Genomic DNA, 21,573 nt, shown 5'->3' on the forward strand with positions numbered 1-21,573 from the left:
AGCCGCAGGGTGGTGGGTCGGAGCAACGCGGGTGACAGGTGCGCGCGGGTACGTGGTACGGGCCCGCCCCGGCCGGGACCGGGGCGGGCCTCGGGGCCGGCGGGGTCAGCAGGCGCCGAGATCCTGCCAGACGCCCCATTCACCGGTGGAGCCGGGCGTCTCGTTCTGGGTCCACCACTTGGCCTGCCAGGTGTGTCCCCCGTACGAGACGGTGTCGCCGCCGGTGTAGACGGCGCCGGCGCTCCACGCGGCGGCGGTGCAGCTGCCGGTCGGGGGCGGCGTGGTCGGCGGGGTGGTGGTGGGCGGGGTGACGCCCGCGAACTTCACCGAGAACTTCGCGAAGTCCCAGTCCGACTGCGTCACGCTGCTGCATGTGCCGGAGGTCTTGCCGTTGTTGTCGGGCGGGGTGCACTGGCGGTCGCGGTTGAGGGACCAGAAGGTGAAGCGGTCCATGTGGTGGCCGGTGGCGAAGTCCAGGACGGTCTGGAAGTCGGCCTGGGTGAAGTACTCGCCGGTGTCGCTGCGGCCGTTCATGCCGGAGAAGCCCTCGTGGGCGTACGCGGTGGCCTCGTCCCAGCCGAAGGTGGTGCGCAGGATCGAGTTGAAGTTCGTCAGGGCGCTGGTCTGGGCGGCCGCCCCGTTGAAGCCGCCGTCGAACGGCATGATGGAGAAGTTGTTCGGCGTGAAGCCCTGCGCCTTGGCCTCGTTGAGCATCTGCTTGCCGAACCAGCCGGTGCCGTCGGCGGTCCCCGCCGTGGTGACGGAGACGTAGAGGCCGGGGTTGTTCTGCTGGAGGATCTTGGCGGCGCCGATCTCGCGGGCGATGGCGGCCGTGTTCTCGTACTCCGGTTCCTCCAGGTCGAAGTCGATGGCCTTCAGCTGGTACTTGGTGATGACCTGCTGGTACGCGGCGGCGGTGGAGGCCGCGTCGGAGCAGGTCTGGCCGAGTTTCGTGCCGCCGTAGCCGCCGATGGACACCGACACGTCGCCGCCCTTGGCGCGGATCGCGCTGATGACGGAGGCGACCGCGGTGTCCGAGGAGACCGGCGACGTACCGTCCCAGGTGGGGCTGCATCCGCCGCCGTTGGGGGCCAGGATGAAGGCGAGCTGGAACGCCTTGAGGCCGGAGGCGTCCATGATGGCGCCCGCGTCCGGCGGATTGTTGTCGTGCGGCATCAGATAGGGCGCGGCGGCGTACCACCGGTCGGAGAGCGCGGTGGCGTCGGCGGACGCACCCGATGCCTGCTGTGCGGCGAAGGCCGCGAGTCCTGCGGTGGCCAGGGCGGCGGTGGCCACGCCGGAGAGCAGAGCGCGAAGACGTCTCATGGGGGCTCCTGTCGGGAGAAGGTGCCGCCAAGAATCGGAGGGTGACGCATTCACGTCAACGTGTTGGCCTAGACCATTGCCCACTTTTGAAGCTCCCGCCGGGCCTCCGTGAATCGTATGACCGATATCAGAACACGCTCCGTCCGTATTACGGGTCTCTCGGCTAGGGTGTCGCGCGTGTCCTTCCCTCTCGCCTTCCGTCATCTCGTGGACGACGCCGCGGTCTTCCCGCCGGGCCTGGCTCCGCTGCCGCGCGCCGTGACCGAGCACGCCGGGCATCTCGCGTCCGGTCACGCCGAGCTCGTCGGCCCCTTCGTGATCGGCGCCGACCGGCTCACCGAACTGGCCGGACTCGCCGAGCCCCGCCTCTTCCCCGGCGGCCTGCGGGTGAGCGTGGTGGCCGGGCCGGCCGCGCTCCCCGCGGTCCTGGCCGCCTTCGCGGCGAGCGACCGGCTCGTGCCGGCGGCCATCGAGTTCAAGCCGGACCCCGCCCGGCCGCTCGGCCCCCAGATCGGGGAGCCGGCCGCACTCGGCTTCCCCGGCACGGTGTACGTGGAGGTGCCCCGTCCCGGTACGCGGACCTGGGAGCAGGCTCTCGCCCTGGTGGTACGCCACGGCTTCCGGCTGAAGTTCCGCACCGGCGGGACCGAGGCGGCGGCGTTCCCGGCCGAGGAGGAGGTGGCGGCGTGGATCCACGGGGCCGTCGCCGCCGGAGCCGCCTTCAAGTGCACGGCCGGGCTGCACCACGCGGTCCGGCACACCGCGGCCGCCACCGGTTTCGAGCACCACGGCTATCTCAATGTGCTCCTGGCGACGGCCCGGGCCCGCGCCGGAGCACCCCTGTCCGGTGTCCGCGCGGCCCTCGCGGAGCGCGACCCGGAGGCGCTGGCCCGGGCCGTGGCCGCGCTCCCGGCCGCCGAGGCCGCCGCCGCGCGGGAGGCGTTCGTCTCGTACGGGTCGTGCAGCGTGCTCGAACCGCTGGAAGACCTGACCGCGCTCGGCCTGCTCGGCCCCGCCGCCTGACTCCACCCGACCACCCGTCACCGAAGGGCCCCACGCATGACCACCCACCCCGTCACCTGGGCCGAGGCCGCGGCCGGCAGCGCGTACGACGTCGACAACCTCCCGTACGCCGTCTTCTCGACCACGGACGGCGCCCCGCGCGTCGGCGTCCGCATCGGCGACCACGTCCTGGACCTGGGCGCCGCCGCCACCGGTCTGCGCCCCGAATGGGCGCCGCTGCTCGACGCACCCGCGCTCAACCCGCTGATGGCGGCGGGTGCGCCGGTGTGGGCGGAGGTCCGGGCCTGGGCGACCGGGCTGCTCACCGACACCGCCTACCGCGACCGCGTCCGCCTGGTGCCGCTGGCCGATGTCACGCTGCGTCTGCCGTTCGAGGTCGGGGACTACGTCGACTACTACGCGTCCGTGGACCACGCCACGAACGTCGGGCGGATCTTCCGGCCCGACGGGGACGCCCTGCTGCCCAACTGGCGCCATCTGCCGGTCGCCTACCACGGCCGGGCGGGCTCCATCATCGTTTCGGGCACCCCCGTGCACCGCCCCGCCGGACAGCGCAAGGCCCCTGCCGACCCGGCGCCCGCCTTCGGCCCGTCGCTGCGCCTGGACATCGAGGCGGAACTGGGCTTCGTCGTCGGCCGCACCGTCCCGCTCGGGCAGCGCGTCGCGACCTCCGAGTTCACCGAGACCGTGTTCGGCGTGACCGGCGTCAACGACTGGTCCTCGCGCGACATCCAGGCGTGGGAGTACGTCCCGCTGGGCCCCAACCTCGGCAAGTCCTTCGCCACCAGCATCAGCGCCTGGGTCACCCCGCTCGCCGCGCTGGAGCACGCCCGCACCGAACTGCCCGGCCAGGAACCGGCCGTGCTGCCGTATCTGCGCGAAGAGGGCCCGTCGGGCTACGACATCGATGTGGAGGTCGAGGTCAACGGCACGGTGGTGGCGCGCCCGCCGTACGCGTCCATGTACTGGTCACCCGCGCAGATGCTGGCCCACCTCACGGTCAACGGCGCCTCGCTGCGGGTCGGCGACTTCTACGCGTCGGGCACCATCTCGGGTCCGGAGAAGCACCAGCGCGGCTCGTTCCTCGAACTGTCCTGGGGCGGCCGGGAGACCTGGACGGCGGGCGGCGAGGAACGCACGTTCCTCCAGGACGGCGACGAGGTCGTGCTGCGCTACTCGGCGCCGGGCGCGCGGGGGCGCATCGGCCTGGGCGAGGTCCGTGGCAGGATCCTCCCCACCATCCGGCCGATCCCCGAAGAGGTGGAATGACCCCGCCGAACGACTCCGAGGGCGGCGGCTCGCAGACCCTGGAGCGCGGACTCGCCCTCCTGGTCGAACTGAGCCGCCACCCCGACGGCCTGACGACAAGTCAGGTGTCGGCCGCGACGGGGTTCCACCGCTCCATCGCGCACCGCCTGCTCGTCTCGCTGCACCGGACGGGCTTCGCCGCGCGCGACGACGGCGGCCGCTACACCGTGGGCCCGGCCGTGACCGGGCTGCTCGGCGGCACCGGCCCCAGCCTGCGGACCGTCGCCGAGCCCGTCCTGCACCGCCTCGCCCGCCGTCTGGACGCCACCGCGAGCCTGGTCGAGGCCGTGGGCACCGCGGCCGTCACCACGGTGGTGGCCGAACCGCCTACGGACGGGCCCCTGTTCTGGTACCGCAAGGGCAGCCGCGACCCCCTGGACCACGGCTCCGGCGGCCTGGCCGCGCTGGCCTCCGGCCCGCCGCGCACCACCGAGCCGGCCCGCGTCCAGGCGATCCGCGAGACCGGTTACGTCATCACCCACAGCGAGGTCAACATCGGCGCCCACGGCATCGCGGCCCCGCTGCCGGGCTGGCCGGTCCGGGCCGCGATCAACGTGGTCACCTCCGACCCCGAACTCGCCGACCGGGCCGTCCCGCACGTCCTGGAGGCCGCCGCCGCGATCGGCGCACTCGGCGACCACCTGGGGTGAACGGCGTACCGGCCACCGCGGCCGGTACGCCTTCGCACGTCAGCAGCCGATCGGCGCGGAGCCCACGGCCACGTCGTCGAACCACAGGGTGTCGTCGCCGACCCCGTAGCTCTCCCAGCCCAGCCGCAGGGCGGTGGGCCGGGGCGGGGTGGTCCGCGAGAGCCACTGGTCGTCCACGTCGGGCGTGGGAACGCCGTCGGCGTGCAGACCGGGCACCTGCTCGTCGCCCAGCCAGGTGTCGAGCCCCGGGGCCGAGGTGTCGACCGCGAACCGCAGGCACTGCCAGCTGTCCGTGGGCAGGGGCCTGCTCAGCCCCACCCCGGCCGGGCTCTGCGCCGGGAGCGTCGCGTCGTCGGTCTCCCGGTTCCACTGGAGCGCCCCGTTCTGCCCGCCGATCCGCAGCGCCTTGCCGCCCTGGGAGCTGTCGGGCATCGACACGAAGGCGACGTGCGCCGCCGGGAGCGCCGTGGTGTGCCGCACCCACATGCGTACGTACATCACGGGACCCACCGCCGACAGGTCCGCGGTGGAGGCCACGAAGGCGTGGTTGCAGTACCCCGCCTTCCCGTCCAGCCGCAGCGACCGGGTGCCGCTGTGCGCGGTCCCGGTGTCCACGGCGGCCGTCCCGGTGCCCTGGCAGTCGGGGGCGGTGAACCGCCAGTTCCCGGCGGGGGCCGGACCGGCCTGGTCCTCGAAGTCGTCGCAGACGACCGCGTCACCGCAGTCGGCGGAGGGCGGTGTGGTGGGCGGTGGTGTCGTGGGCGGCGGCGTGGTCGGGGGCGTGGTGACGTCGCCGCCGCAGGAGACTCCGTTGAGGGCGAAGCCGGTGGGTGCGGGGCCGCCCGACCGCGAGGTCCCCTGCACACCGAAGGAGACGGTGCCGCCCTCGGCCACCGCGCCGTTCCAGGCCGTGCTGACGGCGGTCACGGTGTGGCCGGTCTGTGTGACGGTGGCGTTCCAGCCGGAGGTGACCTGCTGGTCCCCTTCGTACGTCCAGGTCAGCCGCCAGTCGCTGAGCGCCGGGCCCTCGTTGGTGACATGCACGTCGGCGGTGAATCCGCCGGTCCACTCGTTGGCCGTGTAGTCGACCTCGCACCCGGACGCGGACTCCGCCGCGGCGGCCGGCCCCCCGGCGGGCATGGCGACGAACAGCGAGAGGGCCAGCGCCACGACGGAGCCGGCCGCCGTCCAGGGTCTGCGCGGTAAGCGGCGGGGGTGGATGGTCATGTGCGCCTCCTCGGGGCGTGGGGAAGTGTATGGGAGCGCTCCCATGTATGACAGCGAGTTGACGGCGCACTGTCAATACGATGGCGGGCGGAGAGTTACGAGGGGCCGAAAGTTTCGACGTATGATCCCCTGCGGTTCCTCAACCTCAGCCCCGACCCTCTCCGTGACATCCCGGCGCAAGACACCTCGCACCCGCTGACGTGCGTCGTTACCGTCCAGGTTCGCCACTTCACCGGTCCGACGCTTTCGAAACTCTTGCCGAAACTATTGACAGTCATCCGAGGGCACCAAAAACTCCGTGCTCAGGCCCGGCCGTGCCGCCCGTGCGGCCGGAACTCCCCCTCACCTGGAGGACCTTCCGATGCGTCTTCGATTTCACCGCCGTCCGGCCGCCCTGGCGGCGGGGCTCGTGCTCGCCGCGGCGAGTTCCGTGGGTCTGACCACCACGGCCGCCACGGCCGCCGCCCCGGCCCAGGCCGCCGCCTGCACCGGTTATGTGGGCCTGACGTTCGACGACGGCCCGTCCAACGACCACACCCCCGCCCTGCTCAACGCCCTCAGGCAGAACGGCCTGCGGGCCACCATGTTCAACGAGGGCCAGTTCGCCGCCTCGTATCCGGCGCAGGTGAAGGCCCAGGTCGACGCGGGCATGTGGGTCGGCAACCACAGCTACACCCACCCCCACCTCACCCAGCAGAGCCGGGCGCAGATCGAATCGGAGCTCTCCCGCACCCAGCAGGCCATCGCGGCCGCGGGCGGCGGCACCCCGAAGCTGTTCCGGCCGCCGTACGGGGAGACCAACGCCACGCTCAAGGCCGTCGAGGCCGAGTACGGGCTCACGGAGGTGATCTGGGACGTCGACTCGCAGGACTGGAACGGGGCGAGCACCGACGCGATCGTCCAGGCCGTGTCGCGCCTCTCCGACGGCCAGGTCATCCTGATGCACGAGTGGCCCGCCAACACCCTGGCCGCCATCCCGCGCATCGCCCAGTCGCTCGCCTCCCGGGGCCTGTGCTCCGGCATGATCTCGCCGCAGACCGGGCGCGCCGTCGCCCCCGACGGCAGCAGCGGAGGCGGCGGGAACACCGGCGGCTGCACGGCGACCCTGTCCGCGGGCCAGAGCTGGGGCGACCGCTACAACCTCAACGTCGCGGTGTCGGGCTCCAGCGACTGGACCGTGACGATGAACCTGCCGTCTCCTGCGAGGGTCCTCTCCACCTGGAACATCAGCGCCGGTTACCCCAGCGCCCAGGTGCTGACCGCGAGGCCCAACGGCAACGGCAACAACTTCGGCGTCACCATCCAGTCCAACGGCAACTGGACCTGGCCGACGGTCTCCTGCGCCACCGGCTGACCCCCTCGCCCCCAACCCGGCTCGCCGTACGCTTCCGCGTCTCGCGGACCCCGGTGCGCGGGGACGCGCCGTGGAATCCGTCCGACATCGAGTTCATCCGCCGGATCAACGGCCTGGCCGGCGTAGGCATCGGGGGCTCGTACCTGTGCGTCTACGGGATGGAGAGCCCCGGCGGCTACCAGCTCATCGGCCGGACGGTCCCGGTGCGGGGCGGTCTGCGCCCGCCCCGCGCGCCGAGCCGGAGCCGGCCGCCGGAGGCGCCGTCCCGCTCACCCTGCCGCCCGGATCGGGCCTGGCCGAGGCCCCACTGAGCTCCACCGTACGGAAGGTGGAGGCGGTGCCCGGCACCCGAGTTGAGCCGGAACAACCACTTCTGGTCCTGGAAGCGATGAAGATGGAGGTCGTGGTGCGCGCCCCCGCGCACGGCGTCGTCACCGACGTCCTCGTCACCCCCGGACAGCAGATCGACGCCGGCACCCCGCCGGCCGTCGTCGCACGAGAGGAAGCAGCGTGACCCAGAGCTGTGCCGCCCGCGTCACCGCCGCCTACCACCGCATCGCCGAGACCGACCGGCCGGAGGTGTGGATCCTCCTGCGCGAGGAGGAGGAAGTCCTGGCGGAGGCCGCCGCCCTGGACGCCCGGCTGGCCGCCGGGGAGCAACTTCCCCTGGCGGGCGTCGTGTTCGCGGTGAAGGACAACATCGACGTGGCGGACCTGCCCACGACGGGCGGCTGCCCCGACTTCACGTACTACCCGGACTCCTCCGCGACGGCCGTGCGGCGGCTGCTGGACGCGGGTGCGCTCCTGCTGGGCAAGACCAATCTGGACCAGTTCGCCACCGGCCTGGTCGGGACGCGGAGCCCGTACGGTGCCGTGCGCAACGCCCTGCGCCCCGAGAAGATCTCCGGCGGATCCAGTTCCGGTTCGGCGGTCGCCGTGGCCCTCGGCATCGTGGACATCGCGCTCGGCACCGACACGGCGGGCTCCGGCCGCGTCCCCGCCGCCCTCAACGACATCGTCGGGATCAAGCCCACGCTGGGGCTGGTGCCCACCACCGGAGTGCTGCCCGCCGTCCGCCCCTACGACGCGGTCACGGTGTTCGCCCGCACCCTGACCGAGGCCCAGACGGCCGTGGGCGTCATGGCGGGACCGGACAGGGGCGACCCGCGCGGCCGGGCCTGGCCCGACGACGTCCGGCTCGCCGCCCCGGCCCGGCCCCGGGTCGCGGTTCCCCGGGACCAGGACCTCCTCCCGCTGTCGCCCGAGGGGCGCGCCGCGTTCGCGGCGGCCGTCAAGCAGCTGGAGGCCGCCGGCGCCACGACCACCGTGGTGGACGTTTCACCGCTGCTGACGGCGGCCCGGCTGCTCTACGAAGGGGCGCTGGTCGCCGAACGCTACGCGTCCGTCGGCGAGTTCATCGTGGACCACCCGGGGGCGGCGGTGGACCGCACGGTCGCCAGGATCATCCGCGCCGCCGCCAAGGCGCCCGCCCATGCGCTGGCCGCCGACCAGGAACGGGTGGAACGCTACCGGATGTTCGTGTACAACAACCTTCTCGCGGAGTACGACGCGCTGCTGCTGCCGACGACCACCGGGCACCCGGACATCGCCCAGGTGCAGGCCGATCCGGTGGGGATCAGCTCCCGGATGGGCACGTACACCAACTTCGTGAACCTCCTGGACATGGCGGCGGTCGCGGTCCCGGCCGGGGAGGCCGACGGCAGCCCGTTCGGCGTCAGTGTCATCACCCGCGCCTTCGAGGACCAGCCGGCCATCGACATCGCCGCCCTGCTCACCGGGGAACAGGCACCGCACCCCCTGCCGGACGGGGGCGTCGCCCTCGCCGTGTTCGGCGCCCACCTGACCGGGCAGCCGCTCAACCACCAGCTCACCGATTCCGGGGCACGGTACGCCGGTGAGGTGACCACCGCCGCGGCCTACCGGCTCACGGCGCTCGCGACGACCCCGCCCGAGCCGGGCCTCGTCCGCGTGGAGCCGGAGGCCGGTGCGGCGATCCCGGGCGAGCGCTGGATTCTGGCGCCCGGCGCCCTCGGGCGCTTCCTCGCGGCGCTGCCGGCGCCCCTGTCGCTGGGCCGGGTCGAACTCGATGACGGCAGCTGGGTCCTCGGCTTCCAGTGCGACCCGCACGCGGCGGCGGGCGGCACCGACATCACGGAGCACGGCGGCTGGCGCGCCTATCTGGAGGCGACGAGCGCCTGAGACCGCGGGCCGTCGCGGACCGGGGGCGCCACCCGGCGTACACCGAGTGGCGCCCCCGGTCCCCCGCCCCGATGCTGTTCCGGCGCCGCCCGTACGCCCGCAGTGAGAGGCCCGACATGCCCATGGACGAACCCCCTCCTGCGGGCAGCACACGCGCATGGCTGGAACTCCAGGCGATCCGGGCGCTGCTGGACGCCCAGCGGCGGCGCGTCACCCGGTACGCCGAGCGGTACGGTGCCCCCGCGCCCGACACCGTGCCCCGGGCCCCGGAGGCCGTCGCCGCTCCCCCGCCCTCCGGTCAGGAGGTGCTCTACGCCCTCCCGGTGGCGGCCCTGCTGCTGACCCCGGTGTTCGGCGAGGACGGCGAGATCCGGGACGTCGTCCTCCTCGCCCGCAACGCCACGGCCCGCGCCCACGCGGCCACCCGGTTCCCCGGCGGGGCCCTGCCCCCGTGGACCGGGCCGGTGTCGCTGTTCGAACGGGTCCCCTCGCTGGCCGCCACGGCGATCCCGCGCATGCTGGCCGACGCGCACCGCAGGGGTGCGCCGCAGCAGAGCGACACGGTGGAATGGCTGCTGAACACGCGCACCGGGCCGGTGCGGGTCAGCGCGGAGGTCCGGATCGCGCCCTGCGGCGACCACTTCCTGCTCACCTGGGAACCGGGCGGCCGGCTCAGCATGGCCGCGGCGGCCCAGCAGCTGGTGCGCACATGCTGGGCGGAGTGGAATCTCGCCGACGACGGCATCCAGCCGTCCCGGGGATTCCGCCAGGTGCTGGGCCTGGCGGAGAACGTCCCGGTGCCCAGCCTGTCCGACCTGGCGGACGCCACCACACCGGACTGCCTGACCACCCTGTACCAGGCGCTGTACGACGTCCTGCTGCGCAAGCGCGTCACCCGGTGCGAGCTGCGCTTCCGTGGCAGCGAGCGCATCTTCCGCATGGTCGCCGAGCCCGTGCGCATCGCGCCCGGCGGCCTGGTGTGGGCCCTGCGGGCGGTCCTGACCGACGTCACCACGGACCGGCGCAGACGGGAGGCGGCCCGGCGGGCCGAGCACGACGCGCGCCGCGAGCACGAGCGGGCCGAGGCGGTGGCGGAGATCGCCGAGGTCCTGCGTGCCGCGGTGCTGCCGCACTTCCAGGACGAGCTGGACACCTACGGCCTGGAGGCGGCGGCCGTCTACCGCCCCGACGCGCCCGGGGCCGGGGTCGGCGGCGACTGGTACAAGGCCCGCGGGCTGCCCGACGGGCGGCTGCTGCTCGCGCTGGGCGATGCCCGGGGCCACGGCCTGGAGGCGGTCACCCTGATGGCCAAACTCCGTTACGCGCTCGCGGGGCTCGCGTACACCTCGGAGTCCGTGGAGCGGCTGACCCAATGGCTCAACGAGGTGGCCTGCGCGGACGCCCGGGAGTCCACCGCCACCGCGATCATCGCCCGCTACCACCCCGAGCGCACCCTGCTCCGCTGGACCTGCGCCGGACATCCGCGCCCGGTGCTGCTGCGGGACGGCCGCGCCGCCCAGCTGCCGGCCCCCGCCGGAGGGCCCGGGCTCACGCTGGGCGTGCTGCCGGGGGCCGCGTACAACGCCACCGAGACGAAGCTGGAGACCGGCGACATCGTCCTGATGTACTCGGACGGGCTGACCGAACGCCGCCCGGCCGACCCCGACCAGGACACCCTCCGCTTCCTCGGCGCGGCCGAGACCTGCTTCCGCGAGTCCGCCCCGGGCCCGGGCCACACCGGGCTCCAGGACTACGTCGAACGCCTCGTGGCCCGCCTGGACGGCCCGCACTGCACGGACGACGCGACGCTCCTGGCGCTGCGCCGGCCGTAACCGGTGGCCGGGCCACGACCTGGGTACGCCCCGGCGGTCAGCGCAGTCCGGCGAAGAGGTCGTTCTCCGGGACGGGGGCGTCGGTGGTGTCCCTGACGCGCACGAAGGGTTCCACGCCCATCAGCTCGCCGAACCGCTCCTTGCCCATCTTGAGGAAGAAGATGTTCTCGCCCTGGCTGGCGTGCGCGGCCAGCGAGTCGAACTTCTGCCCGCTGAACGCGGTGGTGTCGACCCAGGTGGTGATCTCGTCGTCGGGCAGGCCGATCTCCGCCATGGCGGCGGCCTCCTCCGGGTCGGGCTCCGGCAGGTCCTCGCCGAACTCGCGCATCATCTCCCCAAAGCGCTGCATCATCGAGCGCGGTGCCGTCGTCCAGTAGACCTTCGGCGTGAGCCCGGTCATCTCCAGCGCGGCCATCGTGATGCGGTTGGCCTGGATGTGGTCCGGGTGGCCGTAGAAGCCGTTCTCGTCATAGGTGACGACCACATCGGGCCGGTAGTGGAGCATCAGTTCCGCGAGCCGGGCGGCGCCCTCCTCCACGGGCGTCCCCCAGAACGCCCCGGGCGCGTCGTTGGCCGGCCACCCCATCATCCCGGAGTCGGCGTAGTCGAGCGTTTCCAGGTCACTGATCTTCAGGACCTCGCAACTGGCCTCCAGCTCCCGGCGTCGCATCACGGCGACGGCCGCCGGGTCGTGCCCGGGATCGCCCGGCTTCACGCCTCCCGGTCCGTCACCGCAACCGCCGTCGGTACAGGTCACCAGCACCGTGCGGATGCCTTCCGCCGCGTAGCGGGCGAGCACACCCCCGGTCCCGGTGGCCTCGTCGTCGGGGTGGGCGTGCACTGCCATCAGGGTCAGCGGCCGGTCCGTCATCACACAATCCTCCAGCGGAAACGAGCATGCGGTACGGGGCGCGGCCGACGCCGCCCCCGGTCATGCAACCGCCCGGACCTGACCCGGTGTTCCCGGTGGGGCCGACCGGCCTGGCCGATTTCCGCTGTGTGGTGCCGACGCTGCCGCTGGGGGGACACCGCCGGCCGATGCGCCCCGGCGCGGACCTGTCGGTCGCGGGCGTGGCCCGGCTGGTCGCCGAGTTCCTCCCTTCCTGCTGGACGGCGGGGGTGCCTTCGCCCAGGGCCCGGACCGTGGGGAAGACTGAGGGCATGAGCGAGGTCGTTTTCACGCGTGGGAGTGGCTGGATTCCGAGCGTGGTCCGCGAGGGCGGGATGCTGAAGCTGACGCTCGGGGCCGGGGCGGATGCCAATCATGAGCCCCGGACGTTCACGTTCCCGGTCGGGGAGGAGCATCTCGCGGTGCTCCGGGCGGATCTGGGCCGGCACCTGCTGCTGTGGAGTGCGGTCCTGCCGCTGTGCGATGCCGCCGGGACGCGGGGCCCGCTCGATGAGGGCGCCGCCGTCGCCCTCCTGGACCCGGTCCTGCTCGCCGCGCCCGCCGACGTCGACGCGTACTTCCGGCGCATCCCCTGGGACAAGGGCCGCCTCATCGCCCACGGGGCCGGCATCGACCTGCTCGAACGGGGCCAGGTCTGTGCGGCGGTGCGCACCGCGACGGAGGCGTCCGACACGAAACGGGCCCAGGAGTACCAGGCACAGCGCCGTCGCGCCGAGCGCGGCACCGTACTCGGTGCGCTCGACGCGGCGGTGCTGAAATACACGGGGCAGTACGTGCACGGCGCGACGATCCCGAGGCGGCTGCCCGGCGCCGTCGACGCCGCGCTGCTGCCCGGGGTCATGCGGGTGATCGCCACGGCGGAACACGCGTGCGACGGTCTGCGGATCGACCGCGATCCGCGACGGGGCAGGCGCGGCACGGAAAAGCGGGGCTGGGAGCGGATGGCGGCGACGGTCGAGGCGGCCGTACGCCGGGCACACCCGGAACTCGCCGACGAAGCGGTGCGCACCGTGAGCTTCCTGATGTGCTCGGAGGCAGTCGACCGCGCCAGGAGCACGCCCCTGGAGGCTTACGAGGAAGCCGCGGGCGGCCACGCGGTTCTGTCGTTCACCGACGACAAGGGCGCCGAGAAGACGTGGCGCCCGGGCAGCCCCCGTACCGCCGCCGTCGAGTTCTGGGAGTTCGTCGAGGAGCGTGTCGCATCGGACAACGAGGTCTTCACCATCGAGGACGAGGAGCGGGGCGAGGGGGTCCAGGTCCACTTCTACGCGGACTCCGTCGCCCGGATCACGACCGTGCGCGCGGGCGGGGGCGGGGCCGATCCGGAGTACCGGGTCGAGTACGGCCTGGTCGACGGGATCAGCGGGTACCGGAGCCTGGTGAGCGCCTTCGTCCGGGGCGGCTGCGGCGCGCTCGACGGGCTGGGTACGTGGATCGCGGACCACGCCGAGTTCGAGCGCGCACGCCGGCGGCGGGGCGGCCGGTAGCCGGCGCGCCGGGGTCAGGCCGGTCCCGTCGAGCCGCCCGGGCCCACCACCGTAAGCAGGTCCACGACGAAGACCAGGGTCGAGTGCGGCGGGATGAAGGCGGAGGGTGACTGCTTGCCGTAGCCGAGGCGCGGGGGGACGATGATCTCGCGCCGGCCGCCGGCCCTCATGCCCCGCAGGCCCCGGTCCAGGCCCTTGATGGCCTTGCCGCCGCCTACGGCGAACTTGAACGGCCGGTCCTGCCCCCAGGAGGAGTCGAACTCCCTTCCGGACGCGAACGCGACGCCGACGTAGTGGATCTGCACCACCCGGCCGGGCAGCGCCTCCGGCCCCTCCCCCACCACCAGGTCCCGGGTCGTCAGCTCGGTGGGCGCGGCGCCCGCCGGCACCTGGACCTCGGGCTTGGCCGGTTCGCTCATCGTGGACCCCTCGTCTGTCGGCACGGCTACTTCGTGTAGTTGTAGACGGTCGCCCGCGAAACGCCCAACTGGCCGGCGATGAGCCGGGCGGAGCCGCGGGTCTCGAAGAACCCGTCGCGATGCAGCCGCCGGACCAGCTCGCGCTTCTGCTCGCGGTTGAGGCCGCGCGGTGTGCTGGAGCGTTCCGCCGCGAACGCGTCGATGGCCGCCCGGAGTTCGCGGCCGCCGCGGTCGCGCGGTGTCTCCAGGGTCTCGCCCTGATGCCGGACGTCGGTGGCGACGAGGTTGGCCAGGGTGAGGGCGAGCGGCGAGAGCGTGCTGACGTCCAGGTTGAGGCAGAGGGCCGCGACATAGTGCCCCCGCGCGTTCCTGATGCCGATCGATGTGCTCTTCGCGGGGCGCCCGTCCGGGAACCGGTTGCCGTAGTTCTGGACGACACCGGGGTAGTCGGGGTCCGCGATGCGGCGCAGGCCCAGTTCGGTGGCGGGGTCGCCGGCCTGCCGTCCGGACAGGTTGTTCTCGATCACGCGGATGGCGTGGTCGGGCCTCCGCAGATCGTGCAGGACGACCTCGCACAGGCCGGGGAACATGCGCCCGACGGCGACGGCGATGCGCTCGGCTTCGCGTACGAGGTGCTCGTCGTCCGGATCGCCAGTGGGGCCGGTGGGGCTGGTGGGGTCGGTCATCGTGTGCCGCCCGTTTCCCGGGCGTCGTCGTGGCCGCCGAAGACCGCGGCCATCCTCTCGGCGGACTTGAGCCCCGCGCCGGTGAGCACGACGACGGTCGTCTCGTCCGGGGCGATCTCACCGGACGCGATGAAGTGGTCGAGGGTCGCCGCGGCGACGCTGCTGGTCGGCTCGGCGTACAGGCCGCGGGCGCTCAGGGCGCGGACGGCGGCGTGGATCTCCGCCTCGGGTACGGCGTACGCGGCTCCGCCGGAGCGCCGGACGGCCTCCACCGCCTCGGGCAGCCGGACCGGGCGGGCGATGGACGCGCCCTCGGCGATCGTCGGCACCCGCGCGCCGCGCGAGCCCGGGTCGATGCCGTTGAACGTGTCGGCGATGGTCGCCCAGTGCTCGGGCTGCCCGACGAAGAGCCGCGGTCGCCGGCCGATCTGCCCGGCGTCGAGCAGTTCGCCGAACGCGAGGTCGCACCCGATGACATTGCTGCCGGCCCCGGCCACGAGGACCACGTTGTCGGGTGCGGTGAAGCCCAGGGACTCCCACATCTCGTACGCGACGGTCTTGGTGCCCTGGATGAACATGGGGTGCCAGTTGTGGCTGGCGTACGGAATCCGCTCCGACTGCCGGACCGCCTCCTCCGCGACCTCGTCCCGGCTGCCCGCCACGAGCTCGATCTCGGCCCCGTACGCCCGGGCCTGGAGGATCTTGGCCGCCGAGGTCGCGGCGGGGACGATGATCTTCGCACGGATCCCGGCAGCGGCGGCGTAGGCGGCCACCGCGGAACCCCCGTTCCCCGAGCTGTCCTCCAGCACACGGTCGGCCCCGTGCGCCACGAGGTGCGAGACCATCACCGATACGCCCCGGTCCTTGAAACTGGACGTCGGATTGAACCACTCCAGCTTGAAGTGAACCCGCCGCCCGCCCCAGTCGACCGGGATCATCGGCGTACAGCCCTCCCCCAGACTCACCCGGCGCCCGGCCGGAACGGGAAGAGCGGCCCGATAACGCCAGAGCGACCGCTCGGCGCCATCGATCTGCTCCGGCCGCAGCCCCGGCAGCGCACTGACAGCAAGGGGACCCCCGTCATCGCCCCGCCAGCGCGGATCACCCAGGGGGTAGCGCCCGCCGGACCGGTCGACGAGGACGGGGCCCGCGCCACCTGAAGGCTGTCCATCGATCATGAGTGCTCCCGGCTTCGCGTCGTCTGGCGTACGCCTCAGGTTAGACGCACAGTCCAGATATGAACACAGCGTCCAAGACATGCTTACGTGAGCCACCGCGACGGAGACACGTCCCACCCGTCTCACCGGCTGTCGTCCCATTGATCGACTCGTGCCTCCCCGGTACCTTTGCGGACGGCCGCGACTGGCGAAGGTGGACAACCACCGGGAAACGGCCGCCGTGCAGTGCACATGTGAACGCCGTCCGCCTGGGTGTTCCCGTCAACGATGTCCTTACGAGGGAGTCATGACGTGGAGCTTCGCTATGGGATCAATCCGCAGCAGCGTCTCGCCGAGGTGGCACCGACCCGGCCCGGGCAGTGGCCCGTACGGCTCCTGAACGGCGAGCCGTCCTACATCAACCTGCTGGACGCGCTGAACTCCTGGCGGCTCGTCAGTGAGGCGAGCACGGCTCTGGGCAGGCCGGCCGCGGCCTCGTTCAAGCACGTCTCACCGGCGGGCGCCGCCGTGAGCGGTCCGCTGGACGAGGCCGTCAGAGAGCTGTACCAGCTGGGCGACGCGCCGGTCGGCGCGCTCACGGGCGCCTACCTCCGCGCCCGTGACGCCGACCCCAAGTCCTCGTACGGAGACTTCGCCGCCGTCTCCCACCCCGTCGACGACGAACTGGCCGAGCTGCTGGGCCGGGTGATCTGCGACGGCGTCATCGCGCCCGGCTACGCGCCCGGCACGGTCGGGAAGCTGCGCGGGAAGAAGAACGGCCGCTTCCTGGTCCTGGAGGCCGACGGCGCCGCCGTACCGCCACAGCGGGAGACCCGCGAGGTGTCCGGGCTCCGCCTGACCCAGGACCGCGACCTGACCCCGCTCACCCGGGACCTGTTCACGCCCCGGTACGGGGAGATCACCCCCAAGGTGGCCGACGACCTGCTCCTGGGCCTCGCGGTGCTGCGCTACACCCAGTCAAACTCGGTCTGCTATCTGCGGGACGGGATGACCCTGGGCATCGGCGCCGGCCAGCAGTCCCGGGTGGACTGCACCAGGCTGGCAGGCGCGAAGGCGGACACCTGGTGGCTGCGTCGCCACCCGGCCGTCAGGGCGCTGGACTTCGCTCCCGGCGTGCGCCGCCAGGACCGGATCAACTGGCAGGTCCGGTTCGTCGAGGGCGATCTGACACCGGACGAGGAAGGCAGGCTGGCCCAGGTGCTCCGCACACCGGCGACCCCTCTGGCCGCGGAGGAGCGCGCGCGCTGGCTGGACACCCTGTCCGGGGTGTCCTTCGTCTCCGACGGCGCCCTGCCCTTCCGCGACAACGTCGACCACGCGCGGCGGCACGGCGTCACCGCCATCGCCGAGCCGGGCGGCTCCATCCGGTCCGACGACGTCGAGACGGCATGCCGCGAGCACGGCATCGCACTCGCGCACACCGGTCTGCGGCTCTTCCACCACTGATCCCGGTCAGCCCAGGAAGCTCAACCGCACCTGCCGCTCCGCGTTGTCGACATTCGTGTCGACCAGGCACACCGACTGCCACGTGCCCAGTTCCAGGCGGCCCGCGATGACCGGCAGGGTGGCGTGCGGGGGGACCAGGGCCGGGACCACGTGGTCGCGGCCGTGGCCGGGGTGGCCGTGGCGGTGTTGCCAGCGGTCGTCGGCCGGGAGCAGGGTGTGGAGGGCGGAGAGGAGGTCGTCGTCGCTGCCGGCGCCGGTCTCCAGGACTGCGATGCCGGCGGTGGCGTGCGGGACGAAGAGGTTGAGCAGGCCGTCGCGGCCGGAGGCCGACCGGGCGAGGAACTGTTCGCAGTCCGCCGTCAGGTCGGTGACGGTCTCCGTGGAGCCGGTCGTGAGGCGCAGGACCGTGGTGGTGAAGGCAGCAGGCATGGGTCCCATCCTGCCGTGGCGCCGGGCCGGAATCGTTGAGCGACCGGCGCGCGGGAAGTTCCGTGGGGCCGTCGTAGTTGGTAGAAGCGTGAACGATTTGGTGATGCGGTCGGTGGACGTCGTGGTGATAGGCGCCGGGCAGGCGGGGCTGTCCGCCGCCTATCACTTGCGGCGGAGCGGTCTGGAGCCGGACCGCGACTTCGTGGTCCTCGACCACGCACCGGAACCGGGCGGCGCCTGGCAGTTCCGGTGGCCTTCGCTGACGTACGGCAAGGTGCACGGCATGCACGCGCTGCCGGGGATGGAGCTGACCGGTGCGGACGAGGAGCGGCCCTCGTCCGAGGTCATCGGGGACTACTTCGACCGGTACGAGCGCGCCTTCGGGCTGCGCGTGCACCGGCCGGTCGACGTCTCCGCCGTGCGCGAGGGCGACGGCGGCCGGCTGCTGGTCGAGACCTCCGAGGGTGCGTACGCGACGCGCGCGCTGATCAACGCGACCGGGACCTGGGACCGGCCCTTCTGGCCGCGCTACCCGGGGCAGGAGACGTTCCGGGGGCGGCAGCTGCACACGGCGGGCTATCCGGGCCCGGCCGAGTTCGCCGGACAGCGGGTGGTCGTCGTGGGCGGGGGTGCCTCCGGTACGCAGCATCTGATGGAGATCGCCGAGGTGGCGGCGGAGACGCACTGGGTGACGCGCCGGCCGCCGGTCTTCCGGGAAGGGCCCTTCGGGGCTGACCAGGGGCGGGCCGCCGTCGCCATGGTGGAGGAGCGGGTGCGGCGCGGGCTGCCGCCGCAGAGCGTGGTGAGCGTGACCGGGCTGCCCGTCAACGACGCCGTCCGGCGCGCCCGCGAGTCCGGGGTGCTGGACCGGCTCCCCATGTTCGACCGGATCACGCCCACCGGTGTCGCCTGGGACGACGGCCGCCGCGTCGAGGCCGACGTCATCCTCTGGGCCACCGGCTTCCGCGCGGCCATCGACCATCTCGCCCCGCTGCGGCTGCGGGAGCGCGGCGGCGGCATCCGGGTCGAGGGGACCAGGGCCGTACGCGACCCGCGCGTCCACCTCGTCGGCTACGGTCCCTCCGCCAGCACGATCGGTGCGAATCGCGCGGGGCGCGCCGCCGTGCGGGAGATCACGGCGCTGCTGCGGGACGGGGTGCGGGCGATGCCGGGGGCGTCTGCGGAGCCCGCGGGACCTGCGGAGCCCGTAGAGGTGCCGGCCTTCGCCTGAAGGGCGCCCGCCCCCTCACCCCCCGCCCCGCTTCCGGTTGAACTCCGCCACGTTCCGCTGCTGTTCCGCGTAGTCGTCCGTGAAGCGGGTGTCGCCCGGGGCCACCGTCACGAAGTACAGCCAGGGGCCCGGGGTGGGGGTGATCGCGGCGGTCGTCGCCTGTTCGCCCGGGTTGCCGATGGGCGTGGGCGGGAGGCCCTTGTGGGCGTAGCTGTTGTAGGGGCTGTCGAGCCTGGTGTCGCCCGTGGTGGTGTCCAGGGTGCTGCGGTTCAACGCGTAGTTGAGGGTGGAGTCCATCTGGAGCGGCATGCCCCGGTCCAGGCGGTTATGGATGACGCGGGCGACCTTGCCCATGTCCGTCTCGGTGTCCGCCTCGGCCTGGACGATGCTGGCGATGGTCACCGTCTGGTACACGGTCACGTCGTTGCGGCGGGCGCCCGCCGTGATGTGGTCGGCACCGAAGTGCCGGTCCGCCGTGTCGGTCATATAGCGCAGCAGGCTCTTCGGGGTGGTCGCGGAGGTGACCGGGTACGTCGCCGGGTACAGATAGCCCTCGGGGTTCCCCTTCGCCGCGGCGGGGAGCGGCAGGTCCGCCGTCGGCGCGGCCGAGGCGGTCGTGCCGGCGGGTACGCCGAGCGCCTGGTCGACGGCCTCATAGACCTGGGTGGCCCGGCGACCCTCGGGGATGACCAGTGTGCGGGCCGTCTCCTCGGTCTTCGTCTCCCGGGTGAGCAGCGGGACGAGGACCGCCGCTGCCGCGGCGAGGACGAGCAGGGCACCGGTGAACAGCGTCAGGCGGCCTCGCCTGGTCAGGCGCGGGCGGCGACGGCGGGGCGGGGTGACCGGGGGCGGAAAATCCGGGGGCTCGTGCGCCATGCGGGCACGCTAACCCGCTCCGGTCCCGGGCCCGGGGACGCCATGCCCGGCGGCACGCCTCCCGGTCAGCCCGCCACCGGGGCCATCTCCGTGTCCCGGCGGACCAGGGCCGCGTACCGTCCGTCGAGCCGGAGCAGTTCTTCGTGGGTGCCGCGCTCCGCCGTTCGGCCGCCGTCGAGGACGACGATCTGGTCGGCGTCGCGGACGGTGGAGAGCCGGTGGGCGATGGTGATCGTGGTGCGTCCGGCGGAGAGTGCGTCGATGGCCTCCTGCACGGCGAATTCGGTACGGGTATCGAGCGCGCTGGTCGCCTCGTCCAGGATCAGCACCGGCGGGTCGCGCAGGATGGTCCGCGCGATGGCGAGGCGCTGCTTCTCACCGCCGGAGAAGCGGTAGCCGCGCTCCCCCACAAGGGTGTCGTAGCCGTCGGGGAGCGAGGCGATGTGGTCGTGGATCTGCGCGGCGCGGGCGGCCGCCTCGATCTCCTCGTCGGTGGCGTCCGGCTTCGCGAAGCGCAGGTTCTCGGCGACCGAGGCGTGGAAGAGGTACGTCTCCTGCGAGACGACGCCGACCGCACGGGCGAGGGTGTCGAAGTCGAGGTCCCGCACATCGACCCCGTCGAGGGTGACGCGGCCGCCGGTCACGTCGTACAGCCGGGGCACCAGGTAGCTGAGGGTGGACTTGCCGGACCCCGTGGGGCCGACGACGGCCAGTGCGGCTCCGGCGGGCACGGTGACATCGACGCCGCTGAGGGTCGGGCCGCTCTTCTCGTCGTAGCTGAAGTCGACGTTCTCGAAGCGGACCTCGCCGCGCACCTTCTCCAGGCGCACCGGGTTCTCCGGCTCCGTGATGTCCACGGTGAGGTCGAGGTATTCGAAGATCCGCTGGAAGAGCGCGAGGGACGTCTGCATCTGCACCCCGGTGGAGAGCAGGCTCACTGCGGGGCGGAACAGGCCCTGCTGGAGCGAGACGAAGGCGACCAGGGTGCCGATCGAGACGGCGGGCCCGCCGGACTGGAGGGCCATGCCTGCGGCCCAGTAGATGACGGCCGGCATGGCGGCCATGACGATGCCGATGGTGGACATCCGCCACCGTCCGGCCATGCTGGCGCGCACTTCGAGGTCGACCAGCCGCTCGGACTCCTCGGCGAAGCCTCGGGTCAGCGAGTCGGAGCGGCCCATCGTGCGGCCGAGCAGGATGCCGCTGACGGACAGCGACTCGGTGACGGTGGCGGCCATGGCGGCCATCTGCTTCTGGCGCTGGGTGGTGATCTTCTTGCGCTCGCGGCCGACCCGGCGGCTGATCCAGACGAAGACGGGCAGCAGGAGCAGCGAGACGACGGTGAGCCGCCAGTCGAGCGCGAGCATGGCGACGACGGTGGCGATGACCGCGGTGAGGTTGGAGACGAGGGAGGTCGCCGTCGAGGTGACGGTGGCCTGCATGCCCCCGATGTCGTTGGCGATCCGGGACTGGACCTCACCCGTGCGGGTCCGGGTGAAGAAGGCGAGCGGCATCCGCTGGAGCTGGGTGTAGACGGCGGTGCGCAGATCGTGCATGACGCGCTGGCCGACGGTGGTGGAGATGAGGGTCTGAAGCACGCCGAAGACGCTGTTCATCACGGCGGTGAGGATCATGCCGAGGGCAAGCAGCGTGAGCAGCCCGGTCCGGCCCTGCGGGAGGGCGGTGTCCAGGATCTCGCGCAGCAGGAACGGCGAGGCGACCGACACCAGCGACGAGGCGCCGACGAGCAGGCCGACCACCGCGAGGCGGCCGCGGTACGGGCGGAAGAGGCGGAGGATGCGGCGCAGCTCGGCGGGCGGCTGCGCGGCGTCCTTGGGCGGGGGTGTCCACGTGGGTTCGTCGGGTTTCATGAGCTCCTTCGTCGGGCGTGCGGCAATGAGACGGGCGGGGCCGCCCGGGCGCGGGGATTCGCGACCGTGACAGTCGAGCCGAATGAGAGCATAGCTCATT

General features: G+C 72.9%; 20 protein-coding genes, 1 pseudogene and 1 riboswitch. Of the genes and pseudogenes, 12 read left to right on the top strand and 9 right to left on the bottom strand.

The window, feature by feature from the left end; all coding sequences use genetic code 11:
• Positions 1-105: 105 nt before the first annotated feature.
• Positions 106-1,326, bottom strand: a complete 1,221-nt coding sequence (locus OG338_RS01885) for a chitinase (protein ID WP_405935648.1) — start codon at positions 1,324-1,326, stop codon at positions 106-108.
• 177 nt (positions 1,327-1,503) lie between these two features.
• Here OG338_RS01885 and OG338_RS01890 point away from each other — a divergent pair, with 177 nt between their 5' ends.
• From OG338_RS01890 to OG338_RS01900, 3 genes are read left to right on the top strand one after another with little or no spacing between them, the layout of a single operon-like run.
• Complete coding sequence (locus OG338_RS01890) at positions 1,504-2,349, top strand: hypothetical protein (RefSeq protein ID WP_405935649.1); 846 nt, start codon at positions 1,504-1,506, stop codon at positions 2,347-2,349.
• A 36-nt stretch (positions 2,350-2,385) separates the two neighbouring features.
• Positions 2,386-3,618 (top strand): fumarylacetoacetase, encoded by a 1,233-nt coding sequence (gene fahA, locus OG338_RS01895; RefSeq protein WP_405935650.1) that lies wholly within the window; start codon positions 2,386-2,388, stop codon positions 3,616-3,618.
• The gene (locus tag OG338_RS01900; RefSeq protein WP_405935651.1) at positions 3,615-4,307 is read left to right on the top strand and encodes an IclR family transcriptional regulator; all 693 of its coding nucleotides are present in this window, start codon (positions 3,615-3,617) and stop codon (positions 4,305-4,307) included. Before fahA ends, OG338_RS01900 begins: the two co-directional genes overlap by 4 nt.
• Before the next feature lie 39 nt (positions 4,308-4,346).
• Here OG338_RS01900 and OG338_RS01905 read toward each other — a convergent pair whose 3' ends face one another.
• The gene (locus OG338_RS01905; RefSeq protein WP_405935652.1) at positions 4,347-5,534 is read right to left on the bottom strand and encodes a cellulose-binding domain-containing protein; all 1,188 of its coding nucleotides are present in this window, start codon (positions 5,532-5,534) and stop codon (positions 4,347-4,349) included.
• Between the two features lie 361 nt (positions 5,535-5,895).
• On the opposite strand from OG338_RS01905, the gene OG338_RS01910 reads away from it, so the two are divergent.
• The 5 genes from OG338_RS01910 to OG338_RS01930 all read left to right on the top strand — a co-directional run bounded on the left by OG338_RS01910 (position 5,896) and on the right by OG338_RS01930 (position 10,940).
• Positions 5,896-6,888: a polysaccharide deacetylase family protein gene (locus OG338_RS01910; RefSeq protein ID WP_405935653.1), complete on the top strand. Its 993-nt coding sequence runs from the start codon at positions 5,896-5,898 to the stop codon at positions 6,886-6,888.
• Between the two features lie 53 nt (positions 6,889-6,941).
• Entirely contained in the window at positions 6,942-7,199 is a 258-nt protein-coding gene (locus OG338_RS01915; RefSeq protein ID WP_405935654.1) for a carboxyltransferase domain-containing protein, read from the top strand.
• A 26-nt stretch (positions 7,200-7,225) separates the two neighbouring features.
• Complete coding sequence (locus OG338_RS01920) at positions 7,226-7,402, top strand: biotin/lipoyl-containing protein (RefSeq protein WP_405935655.1); 177 nt, start codon at positions 7,226-7,228, stop codon at positions 7,400-7,402.
• Positions 7,399-9,108, top strand: a complete 1,710-nt coding sequence (gene atzF, locus OG338_RS01925) for an allophanate hydrolase (protein WP_405935656.1) — start codon at positions 7,399-7,401, stop codon at positions 9,106-9,108. The genes OG338_RS01920 and atzF overlap by 4 nt, the downstream gene beginning before the upstream one ends.
• Positions 9,109-9,230: 122 nt before the next feature.
• A complete protein-coding gene (locus OG338_RS01930; RefSeq protein ID WP_405935657.1) occupies positions 9,231-10,940 on the top strand; it encodes a PP2C family protein-serine/threonine phosphatase in 1,710 nt (569 codons plus the stop codon).
• Positions 10,941-10,977: 37 nt separating this feature from the next.
• Here OG338_RS01930 and OG338_RS01935 read toward each other — a convergent pair whose 3' ends face one another.
• Positions 10,978-11,811, bottom strand: coding sequence for a PIG-L family deacetylase (locus OG338_RS01935; RefSeq protein ID WP_405935658.1), 834 nt, complete (start codon positions 11,809-11,811; stop codon positions 10,978-10,980).
• A gap of 116 nt (positions 11,812-11,927) precedes the next feature.
• On the opposite strand from OG338_RS01935, the pseudogene OG338_RS01940 reads away from it, so the two are divergent.
• Both OG338_RS01940 and OG338_RS01945 read left to right on the top strand, forming a co-directional pair.
• Positions 11,928-12,038, top strand: a pseudogene (locus OG338_RS01940) (alpha/beta hydrolase); the annotation flags it as partial.
• A 63-nt stretch (positions 12,039-12,101) separates the two neighbouring features.
• Positions 12,102-13,337: a DUF6357 family protein gene (locus tag OG338_RS01945; protein WP_405940288.1), complete on the top strand. Its 1,236-nt coding sequence runs from the start codon at positions 12,102-12,104 to the stop codon at positions 13,335-13,337.
• A 14-nt stretch (positions 13,338-13,351) separates the two neighbouring features.
• Here OG338_RS01945 and OG338_RS01950 read toward each other — a convergent pair whose 3' ends face one another.
• The 3 genes from OG338_RS01950 to OG338_RS01960 are packed head-to-tail and all read right to left on the bottom strand — an operon-like array spanning position 13,352 to position 15,620.
• Positions 13,352-13,756: an FKBP-type peptidyl-prolyl cis-trans isomerase gene (locus tag OG338_RS01950; RefSeq protein ID WP_405940289.1), complete on the bottom strand. Its 405-nt coding sequence runs from the start codon at positions 13,754-13,756 to the stop codon at positions 13,352-13,354.
• Between the two features lie 26 nt (positions 13,757-13,782).
• Entirely contained in the window at positions 13,783-14,442 is a 660-nt protein-coding gene (locus tag OG338_RS01955; RefSeq protein ID WP_405935659.1) for a transcriptional regulator, read from the bottom strand.
• Positions 14,439-15,620 (bottom strand): pyridoxal-phosphate dependent enzyme, encoded by a 1,182-nt coding sequence (locus OG338_RS01960; protein ID WP_405935660.1) that lies wholly within the window; start codon positions 15,618-15,620, stop codon positions 14,439-14,441. Before OG338_RS01960 ends, OG338_RS01955 begins: the two co-directional genes overlap by 4 nt.
• A gap of 170 nt (positions 15,621-15,790) precedes the next feature.
• Positions 15,791-15,881: riboswitch (ZMP/ZTP riboswitch) on the top strand.
• 6 nt (positions 15,882-15,887) lie between these two features.
• Here OG338_RS01960 and OG338_RS01965 point away from each other — a divergent pair.
• Positions 15,888-17,066, top strand: coding sequence for a phosphoribosylaminoimidazolecarboxamide formyltransferase (locus OG338_RS01965; RefSeq protein ID WP_405935661.1), 1,179 nt, complete (start codon positions 15,888-15,890; stop codon positions 17,064-17,066).
• A 6-nt stretch (positions 17,067-17,072) separates the two neighbouring features.
• Here the strand turns inward: OG338_RS01965 and OG338_RS01970 are convergent, their stop codons facing one another.
• Positions 17,073-17,495 (bottom strand): YjbQ family protein, encoded by a 423-nt coding sequence (locus OG338_RS01970; RefSeq protein WP_405935662.1) that lies wholly within the window; start codon positions 17,493-17,495, stop codon positions 17,073-17,075.
• 103 nt (positions 17,496-17,598) lie between these two features.
• On the opposite strand from OG338_RS01970, the gene OG338_RS01975 reads away from it, so the two are divergent.
• Positions 17,599-18,726: an NAD(P)-binding domain-containing protein gene (locus OG338_RS01975; RefSeq protein ID WP_405940290.1), complete on the top strand. Its 1,128-nt coding sequence runs from the start codon at positions 17,599-17,601 to the stop codon at positions 18,724-18,726.
• Between the two features lie 15 nt (positions 18,727-18,741).
• Here the strand turns inward: OG338_RS01975 and mltG are convergent, their stop codons facing one another.
• Together mltG and OG338_RS01985 are read right to left on the bottom strand one after the other, a co-directional pair.
• Positions 18,742-19,602 carry an endolytic transglycosylase MltG gene (gene mltG, locus OG338_RS01980; protein WP_405935663.1) on the bottom strand — a complete coding sequence of 287 codons (861 nt, stop codon included), beginning with the start codon at positions 19,600-19,602 and terminating at the stop codon, positions 18,742-18,744.
• A 65-nt stretch (positions 19,603-19,667) separates the two neighbouring features.
• Positions 19,668-21,473: an ABC transporter ATP-binding protein gene (locus OG338_RS01985; RefSeq protein ID WP_405935664.1), complete on the bottom strand. Its 1,806-nt coding sequence runs from the start codon at positions 21,471-21,473 to the stop codon at positions 19,668-19,670.
• Positions 21,474-21,573: the final 100 nt, after the last annotated feature.

Source organism: Streptomyces sp. NBC_00726 (genome assembly GCF_045161735.1).
Taxonomy (GTDB): domain Bacteria; phylum Actinomycetota; class Actinomycetes; order Streptomycetales; family Streptomycetaceae; genus Streptomyces.